5 protein-coding genes are annotated in these 8,115 nt (G+C 38.7%); 4 read left to right on the top strand and 1 reads right to left on the bottom strand.

All coding sequences use genetic code 11. The annotated features are described in order from the left end of the window. Positions 1-135: 135 nt before the first annotated feature. From IBX40_09065 to IBX40_09050, 4 genes are all read left to right on the top strand, one after another. A complete protein-coding gene (locus IBX40_09065) occupies positions 136-2,022 on the top strand; it encodes a site-specific DNA-methyltransferase (GenBank protein MBE0524463.1) in 1,887 nt (628 codons plus the stop codon). A gap of 1 nt (position 2,023) precedes the next feature. Continuing rightward, positions 2,024-4,978 carry a DEAD/DEAH box helicase family protein gene (locus IBX40_09060; GenBank protein MBE0524462.1) on the top strand — a complete coding sequence of 985 codons (2,955 nt, stop codon included), beginning with the start codon at positions 2,024-2,026 and terminating at the stop codon, positions 4,976-4,978. 262 nt (positions 4,979-5,240) lie between these two features. After that, positions 5,241-6,650, top strand: a complete 1,410-nt coding sequence (locus tag IBX40_09055; GenBank protein ID MBE0524461.1) for a tetratricopeptide repeat protein — start codon at positions 5,241-5,243, stop codon at positions 6,648-6,650. 256 nt (positions 6,651-6,906) lie between these two features. Beyond that, on the top strand, positions 6,907-7,614 hold the full coding sequence (locus IBX40_09050; protein ID MBE0524460.1) for a nucleotidyltransferase: 708 nt from the start codon (positions 6,907-6,909) through the stop codon (positions 7,612-7,614). Here IBX40_09050 and IBX40_09045 read toward each other — a convergent pair. Continuing rightward, the gene (locus IBX40_09045; protein MBE0524459.1) at positions 7,585-7,938 is read right to left on the bottom strand and encodes a hypothetical protein; all 354 of its coding nucleotides are present in this window, start codon (positions 7,936-7,938) and stop codon (positions 7,585-7,587) included. The two genes, IBX40_09050 and IBX40_09045, sit on opposite strands and share 30 nt — an antisense overlap. Positions 7,939-8,115: the final 177 nt, after the last annotated feature.

The following is an 8,115-nucleotide window of genomic DNA, read 5'->3' as shown; positions in this document are numbered from 1 at the left end:
AGGGATTAGCAAAAGTACAGAGCAGCACTTTTTTAAGAGAATTAGGTTCGTCCTGTCCAGCTCCAATTAAAGGAGAAGATTTTATTAAAATTAAGGAATGAAAATGTTCGAAAAATAACTTTAGGAGACATTAAAATGGCAATTTCACTCATAGAAGACCTCCCTAAAATCGTTTCACAAGGAAAGAAAGAAGCCCAGAAAATCTTAGATGGTTTATCTTCAAAAAACAGAATAACACTACAAACAAATGAACTTGTCCTGCCAACAAAAGCAGAAGGTGGATACTTCGGGCAAAGTATAAAAATCGATTACAAGAACGAATGGTTCAACAGGCTTATCTATGGTGATAATCTTCTTGCCATGCAGGCACTTTTGGCAGGCAATGGCAACACTCCGTCCATGCGTGGTAAGATAGACCTGATATACATTGACCCGCCGTTTGATTCAAAAGCTGATTACCGGACAAAGATACATCTGCCGGGCACAGATATTGAACAAAAACCCACGGTTATTGAGCAGTTTGCTTATGCAGATACATGGAAGGATGGAACAGCATCCTATCTGCAAATGATGGTATCAAGGCTGGTGCTCATGAGGGAACTGCTGTCAGAGCGGGGTTCGATATATGTGCATATTGACTGGCATGTGGGGCATTATGTCAAAGTTATTATGGATGATATTTTTGGGAAGGAGAACTTTGTGAATGAGATTGTTCTTTGTTACACAGGCCCGACAAATCAAAAAAATAATTTTCCTCGCAAACATGAAGTTATGTATTTTTATGGAAAAACAAGTGAACGTATTTTTAATGAAGATGATATACGTGTGAATTACAAAAAATCTAATAAGGCGACAGGTAAAACTTCTTTAACTGGTCGGGCTGATGATGAATATCTTGAACAATTAGACGAGCAAGGTAAAATAATAGAGGATTATTGGACTGACATCAGAACTGGAAGTCATATTCCTAAAGAAATTAGAATTAGTGCTGGACAATATGACACTTTAAAGGACCCTAAAATTGCAGAAAGAATTATTTTAGCATCTTCAAATATAGACTCAATAATTGCAGACTTCTTCGCAGGCTCTGGCACAACTGGAGCTGTTGCCGAAAACCTTGGCAGGCGCTGGATTATGTCTGACCTGGGAAAACCCGCATCTCTGATAATGCGAAAGCGTCTAATTGACCAGGATGCAAAACCTTTCCTGTTTCAGTCAATAGGAGATTACCAGAAAGAACAGTACGAAATTTCATCATTCAGGAGAATTGGCGACCTTGCACAGGTCGTTATGAATCTTTACGGCGCCCTGCCATTCCCTTCTGGAGAAGGAGTACCTGCCAATCTGGGATACATCAAACAGTCAAAGACACTTGTGTTCGTGGATTCGCCTTCAAGGATGACAGGGTACAACATAATCAACAAAGCCCAAAAATTGAGGAACACTTTCATGGGCGGGTGGGATAAGGTTGTGGTTCTTGGCTGGAACTTTGTATCAGATATAGGAGATGTCATTAACAACTTAAATGACCCGAAGCTGGAAGTTTTAGTAATTCCGCCAGATTTACTGGATAAATTGAAAACAAAAGCAAGTTATGAAAAGCTAATAACATCAGGACAAATACGGTTCTCGTCGTTACAATACTTGACTGTCAAACCGGTCCAAAAGAAAAGCTACAATGACGAGGAAGACGAACTTGTCATAGAACTTGAAAATTATATTTTACTATCTCCTGATGCACTGCCGCTGGATGACAAGAATAAAGAAAAACTTGAAAATGTAATAGCTGAAGACCCGTTGACCCTTATTGAATACTGGAGCATAGACCCTGATTACGACGGAGAGGTTTTCAGGAGCAAATGGCAGGATTACAGGTCTAACACGTTTAACGACGATGACCCTTTCAGAGTCGTAAGAAAAGCAAAACTGGTAGTTCCTAAAATAAAAGGAAAAAGAAAGGTCTGTGTTAAAGCTGTTGATGTTTTCGGATTTGAAAGTGTTGCAGTTTTAGAGGTGAATTAGGATGGTCACTCCGACAACATTAGGAACGGGGAGCATCCCTTTAAAATTTGCCAGTGCCATTTCAAAAACAGTAAATCAGGAATGGGCTGATGGAGATGGAGACTTGCTTGATAAAGTAAGTCCAATAACAAAAGACCTGCTACGCTACTGGTTCCACCCTGCATTCTGTGAAACACGTAAATTCAACTTTCATGAAGGACAAAAACAGGCAATACTCAACACCATTTACATGCATGAAGTTCTGAAAACAAAAAATGTGATGGACATGTATATGTCTGTAAATCCAGAACTGCTTCAAGAAATGGACTTGTTGAATCTGAAACAGGATAAATACAGTCATCCAAAGTATGCCATTAAAATGGCAACAGGCACAGGTAAGACATGGGTATTAAATGCCTTATTGATATGGCAGTATCTCAATGCAAAACATGAAGACCAGCCAACAGGACATTTTACAAAAAATTTTCTTATTATTGCACCCGGCATAATCGTTTATGAAAGGCTGTTAGATGCATACCTTGGAAAAGAACAAATAGATGAAACAGGTAACATTAATAGAAACTTTGATAAATCCGACTTCAAGACATTTAAAGAGCTTTTCATCCCTTCTGCATACAAAGATGAAATATTTGGTTTTATACAATCAAATGTAGCTAATAAAGATGAAATCGGTAAAAAAGTAACTGGTGAAGGATTAATAGCGATTACAAACTGGCATTTATTGGCAGGTGTGGAAGAGGAACAAGAAATCGATTCTCCCTTAGAAGACCCCACTCAAGTTGTGAAAGACGTATTACCTATTGCTCCAGGTACAACTGCTGGGCATACTCTCAACTCATTAGATAATAAATATCTCAGAGGCAATGAAATTGAATACCTTGCTAATCTCCCGGATCTATTAGTATTCAATGATGAAGCCCATCACATCCATGAAGTAAAGAAAGCAGGAGAGGTCTTTGAGGTTGAATGGCAAAAAAGTTTATCAAAAATTGCAAAACCAAAGAATGAGAAATTTATTCAGATAGACTTTTCTGCAACGCCATATAATATTTCAGGTTCTGGACAGAAGAGAACAAAACAGTTCTTCCCCCATATTATTGTTGACTTTGACTTAAAGTCTGCTATTAAAACAGGATTAGTAAAAACAATAGCCATAGATAAGAGAAAAGAAATTGCGTCTCTGCCGCTTGAATTCAAAGCTGAAAAGGAAGGAACGTCCGTTATCGCCCTTTCAGAAGGCCAAAAAGTTATGTTACGGGCAGGGCTTAAAAAATTAAGAATACTGGAACAAGACTTTGTCAGTTTTACATCAGATAAACATGGAATCTCAAATAAGCATCCAAAAATGTTTGTCATCTGTGAAGATACAAAAGTGGCTCCTTTAGTCACTGATTTTTTAACTACGTTTGAAGGGTTGTCAGAAGATGAAGTAATGGAAATTCATTCAAACAAAAAAGGAGATGTTACACAACAGGAATGGGAGCACATAAAACAAAAACTATTCAATGTTGATAACCATGTAAATCCAAAAATTATTATCTCAGTTTTGATGTTAAGAGAAGGTTTTGATGTTAATAACATTTGTGTAATCGTTCCCTTACGAGCTACATCGTCAAATATTCTTTTAGAACAGACAATTGGAAGGGGTTTAAGGCTCATGTGGAGAGAGCCTGAATTTACTGAACTAAAAAGGGAGAACAGGTATAGACTGTTAGAAAAGAAAGAAGAGCCTGCGAATTACTTAGACCTTTTAAGTATAGTTGAACATCCTGCATTTATTGAATTTTATGACGATTTAATTAAAGAAGGAATCGTTGGAAAAAGTGAAGAAGACCTCGAACTAGGAGAAAGCGTTCTTGGAGATATAATCAAAGTAGGATTGCGTGAAGATTATCAGAATTATGATTTCTATTTTCCAATAATCCTTCAAGACAGGGAAGAAAATCTTATTCCAACTGAGTTATCTCTTGACAACTTGGAACCATTTCCAATACGTCTTGAAGACTTGAAGAAATTAGTTCCGACTGATGGAGATGTTTTCTATTCAGAAGAAATTACAGTAAAGACAAGATTTGGAGAATATTCAATAACGGCAGACATATTCACTGCAAAAAGTTATAATGAATTTATAGCAAAACTTGTTAAAGGGGTTTCCTCAATGTTTGTAGATGTTGGGAAGAGAAAAGTGAAAAAATCCTTCCCTATGATGCAGATTAACAACGCAGAGATAGCAAGGTTAGCAGATAACTACATACGGCACAAGCTTTTTGATCAGGAGTTTAATCCTTTAGAAGATAACAATTGGAGAGTTTTGCTTCTTTCAAAATCACGAATTGTATCCCATATTGTGCTAAATGTTAGTAAGACAATATATGAGCTACAAAATAATATCGATGTGACAGAAGCAACCATAATTAAGAGGTATTTCTCCGAAGTAGATGAATTGAAGATGAGGGAAAAATTTTCATTGGATGTATCAAAAGCGATTTATGAAAAATTGCCTTATCCATCTCATAAGGGGGGATTTGAGAAAAGCTTCATAGAATTTGTAAATAAAGATTCAAAGGTTAAAGCATTTATCAAAATTAATGAATATTATCATGATTTCGCCCATGTAACATACATCAGGGAAGATGGACTTCTATCTCATTATTATCCAGATTTTATTGTAATGATTGATGACAATATTTACATCGTTGAAACAAAAGCTCAAAAAGATGTGAAAAATCCAAATGTAATACAAAAAAGATTGGCAACAGTAGATTGGATTAATAAAATTAATGAGCTAAACCTTGAAGATAGAATGAATTGTACTTGGCATTATATATTGCTTGGTGAAAATACATTCTATGAGTTCAAAGATAAGGGTGCATCTGCAGAAGAGATATTAGAATATCGAAAGATGAGCAAAGCAAAAATTGAAGGAAAATTAGATGCATTTTTCGAAGTTGAATAAGTCAAAATTTAAAATTAATATTTGGTTTTAAAGAAAAAACAGGCACCTGATTTGAAATATTGATTTTGACAATAGTCAATAAAAATCCTGAGCATCCTTCAGATGCCCAGGACAGAGCGAAGCGACGTCCGGGGTCCGTGACTCGGAGATCATGGAAAAGCTAGAACATTACTGATCTTCGCTCGACAATCTATTATCTATCCGGCCATATGATATCGAATAACAATATGTATTTATTCAAGTGATGGTGTCTTAAGAAAACATGTCAAAGCAGGGAAAAGATATGGCATTACGGCACCTCAAAAAAGGTGAATCACAGCTCAATAGCGGGCAGTACATTGAAGCGCTTGAAAGCCTTACAATCGCAGAAAACCATGCTCTAAAGGGACAGGCTCCTGACATCTTATCTATTATCCTGGGGACAATCGGTAATCTCCTGAAATCTACAGGAAAATATGATGAAGCACTGAAGTATTACACAAAAGCATTTTACATTCTCGATGAACTGGCGCATTCGGAACCCTTTTTTAATACATTGCTTGCCGCGACCCTGAATAATCTGGGAAATTTGATGGCAGATATGGGAAGGAGTGGGGAGGCACAACAGAGGTATGAAAGAGCACTAACATTATACCTTGAACTGCTTGAAAGTGACCCTGATGACCTATCTTGTCTGTCAAATGTCGCCATGACCCAGTTTAATCTGGGAAACCTGCTGGCTGATCGGGGGATGATGGAAGAGGCAAAACAAAAGTATGAAAGTGCACTCAAGATACGTGAAAAACTGCTTGAAGGAGAACTTGATAATGGTTCATACCAAGCAGAGGTTGCTGCGATCCTGGATAAGCTGGCAAAAATACTGGAAGAGATCGGGCAAAGTGAAGAAGTAATACAAAAGTATGAACAAGCTCTTCAAATAAATCAAAAAAGGCTCGAGCTGGAACCTGAGAACGTTTCAATTATGGCAGATGTCGCTGCAATCCTGGATAAACTGGCAAAAATGCTCGAAGAGAAAGGGCAGAGTGAAGAAGCAATACAAGAGTATGAACGATCTCTTGAAATACATCAAAAAATGTTAAAACAGGAACCTGATAACATTTCATACATAACAGATGCTGCTGCGATCCTGGATAAACTGGGAAACTTGCTAGTACATCTAGGACTGCCAGATGACGCAAAGCAGAAATATCTACAAATACTCAAAATGTTCGATAAACCATTTGAGAACGAACCTGATAACGTATTATATCGATCAATTATTGGTGCGACCCTGAATGATCTGGGGGGCGTGATGGCTATAGGAGAAAGGACTGAAGACGCAAAATATATGTATGACTGTGCACTCAAAATGCGTGAAGAGTTACTCAGTGCCGAACCAGATAACGTTTCTTACCAGGCAGATGTTGCTGCGACCCTGAATTATCAGGGGAACTTGTTCGTACGTATAGGACTGCAGGATAAAGCAAAACATAAGTATCTACAGGTGCTTAAAATATTCGATAAACTGCTTGATAGCGAACTTAATAACATTTCGTATCAATCAATTATTGTTACCCTGAACAATCTGGGAAATTTGTTGGAAGATATGGGTAAAATAGAGGATGCAAAACAGATGTATGAAAGTGCATTCAAAGTGCGTGAAAATATCCTTAATAGACATGGATTTAGCTGAAAATTGAGGTAGGCACTCACTTGTTGTACATTTATGTTCGATGTTCAAACCCAAACAACTTCAAATCCGTGTAAATCGAAATCCGTGTCTCGAATCAGCCTCTCCAGCCGAATGACTAGATTGGAGATGGAGGATCCGATGTTGAACATACCTATCTGACAGTCTTGTTATGTGAACTACACCTGATCTAAAGACTCAGGTGTTTCATGTTTCATACTTCGAATTTATAAACGTGGACTGACATCGTACATACTATATGCGCCGCAAGACCGCTACAATGGGAGATCATTCGATCCTTCTCTATGAGTCTGATAGATGGGATATGCTGAGCAGCCTTAGGAAAAAAGCTGCCAGTATCATGTATGCATTACGGGATGCAGGATTGGATGGCCTGATCCATGGTAGTGTGGCAAGAGGTGATGTATCCTCTGGTAGTGATATCGATATCGTGATACCATGGGTGGTGCAATCCTTCAGGGTGGAGCTGGCACTGGATGATGTTGGGATCACAGGTAGAAAGCTCGTGCAGGCAACACCCAATGGTCTCATTAAAGCTCACATCTATCTGCCTGATAATGCTATGGTCACGTTTCCCCTGATCCAGCCGACAGATAGGGAACTGGATTTCTATAGTTTTGGGGGCCAGCTGGGTCTTGATGACCTGGATGATATTATTAATAACCGTGTGCCTGGTGTAGATAAACGATTGATGCTGATCGAACCTACACCAGAAGGACATGTGGAATCACCCCTATCAGACCTATCACCCGGTGTTGTAGCCAGGAAAGTGGGTGTAGGGCTGGATATTGTAGAGGAAAGGATCAGGGTGCTGATGAGGCGGGCACGGGTGGGTACTACAGGTATCTATCTTGATAGAACGCTGGCTCCGGATGAAGGGTTCGAGGCTGTTCTGCAGGAGATCATCGCAGGGGATTCACTGGTACGCAGGCGGGTAAGGAAGTGATGAAGACGCTGGATCGAGTAGAGTTACCGTTTTCCAACTCTCTAAGAACGGTGCGTGAAGGTTTCCATTCATACCTTCCTGTTTCCATGCCTTTCCTTTTTTGATCATGTCGCTTATTTTTTGTGTTACATTGTCAATAGACTTCCTGGAAGGCTTGGCAAGTAGTTTTCCCTTGTATTTTCTGAAATTCCAACCTGGAAATGGTTGAATGCTACAGGAAGCGGCACCTAAACCGTTGATGGGGATTCGGCAGAAATAGATTTCTCGCTCCAGGACCTTTTGGCCAATGAGACGTGAAACAATTTTTCTACTACTGTTTTCCAAATAGTTTTAGCTCAAAAGGAATATAGAATATATCAAGTGATAAGATGGCACTAAAATGGCAGTATTTGTACTTGAAGGAGAAGAGGTCTCCCCTTGGAATGGTGGCCATTCGCATTGTCCTTGTAAGGGAATTCCCAATAAATAATTTACCCAAATATGGGGTTTATAGTGACATCC

Source organism: Methanosarcinales archaeon (genome assembly GCA_014859725.1).
GTDB lineage: Archaea > Halobacteriota > Methanosarcinia > Methanosarcinales > Methanocomedenaceae > Kmv04.
The sequence above is the reverse complement of the archived record's forward strand: the minus strand, read 5'-3'. Positions and strand labels throughout refer to the sequence as shown.

Excerpts from the sequence above, each read along its gene's own strand:
- IBX40_09060 (MBE0524462.1), top strand. The coding sequence starts at position 2,024 with ATGGTCACTCCGACAACATTAGGAACGGGGAGCATCCCTTTAAAATTT.
- IBX40_09055 (MBE0524461.1), top strand. The coding sequence starts at position 5,241 with ATGTCAAAGCAGGGAAAAGATATGGCATTACGGCACCTCAAAAAAGGT.
- IBX40_09050 (MBE0524460.1), top strand. The coding sequence starts at position 6,907 with ATGCGCCGCAAGACCGCTACAATGGGAGATCATTCGATCCTTCTCTAT.
- IBX40_09065 (MBE0524463.1), top strand. The coding sequence starts at position 136 with ATGGCAATTTCACTCATAGAAGACCTCCCTAAAATCGTTTCACAAGGA.